Genomic DNA, 1210 nt, shown 5'->3' with positions numbered 1-1210 from the left:
AACCTTGACATTCTATGTTAATTAGCAAATTTTATAAGTTAAAATATTTATATTTTTTCAATAATTGTGTTGATATTGTATTTTATTGTTCAAGACTCCGAAAGCTTGCCTTAAAAGCTTATTGCATACAGCAATTAATGCCACTTTTTTACATTTCTTCTTTTCCAGAATTCTTTCATAAAGAGCTTTGCATTGTGTATTAAATCGGATTGCACTCCAAGAACAGACATATAAAATACTCCTCACAAAGCCCTTGCTGGTTCTGCATTTTCCAATTGATATTTTTTTGTTCCCGGAATGATACATTTGAGGAACGACTCCAAAATATTTACAAAGTGCTTTTGAATGTTTGAAGCTTTTAAAATTATTGGTCGAAACAAGCAATAGTAAGGCTGTTTTCTCTCCAATTCCACTTATACTGGATAATAAAGCTTTATTTTCTTTAAGCTCCTTGTCCTCAAGATAGGGAAGCCTTTTCTGAAGGTCCGCAATATCTTTATTAATCCTTTTAATAATTGCTTGGTAGTGCTTTACAACCGATTTATTAAGAATGGGCTTTTGGCTAAGTGATTTAAGTTTCAATGAATATCTTGCTTTTTCCTGTTCTAAATCCTGCCAGAGATTAAGTTCCTGTTCCAGAAATTCAATATTTTCCTTTTTCGGCTCATATGGATTCATTACGATGGTTTCTCCAAAGTTTCTGATTAGTCTTGCATCCTGCTGATCAGTTTTGCTAATATGATTTTTTACTTCTGAAAATTTTTTAATAGATAATCCACTCACTTGATAAACCTCAAATCCCATAGCATAGGAGTAATACAAAATTTTACTACTGTAAGACCCGGTGGCTTCTACTACAATTTTGAATTGGCTGGTATCCCATTTCTTCAGACTTTTTTCAATATGCATCTTGTTATTACCGATGGTGATGATTTGCTCTTTTTCATTATCTAAATAACTCATCACTAAAATATTTGAGCTCACATCTACTCCGATTACTTTTTTTTCTAAATTTATCATTATAAAAGTCATTTATTTTATTGGAAAAGTGTTTTCTTGTGAACCAGTGTGATAAGAGTTTTCCCATGACGAAACAACATTCTATTCGGTTTTTAGAAAACAAGCAATAGGGACTAAATGTCAAGGACGGTATCAAGTACCAACAAGGTTTCTATCTTTTTCCTATTGCTTTTTCCAATGATTAATATTT

General features: G+C 31.6%; 1 protein-coding gene. It reads right to left on the bottom strand.

Annotation, left to right across the window (positions count from 1 at the left end; genetic code table 11):
* Positions 1-57 precede the first annotated feature (57 nt).
* Positions 58-1020: an IS110 family RNA-guided transposase gene (locus NZD88_RS21275; RefSeq protein ID WP_259831832.1), complete on the bottom strand. Its 963-nt coding sequence runs from the start codon at positions 1018-1020 to the stop codon at positions 58-60.
* Positions 1021-1210: the final 190 nt, after the last annotated feature.

Origin of the sequence: Chryseobacterium pyrolae, assembly GCF_025153485.1 — a bacterium.
Lineage (GTDB): Bacteria > Bacteroidota > Bacteroidia > Flavobacteriales > Weeksellaceae > Chryseobacterium > Chryseobacterium antibioticum.
The sequence above is the reverse complement of the archived record's forward strand: the minus strand, read 5'-3'. Positions and strand labels throughout refer to the sequence as shown.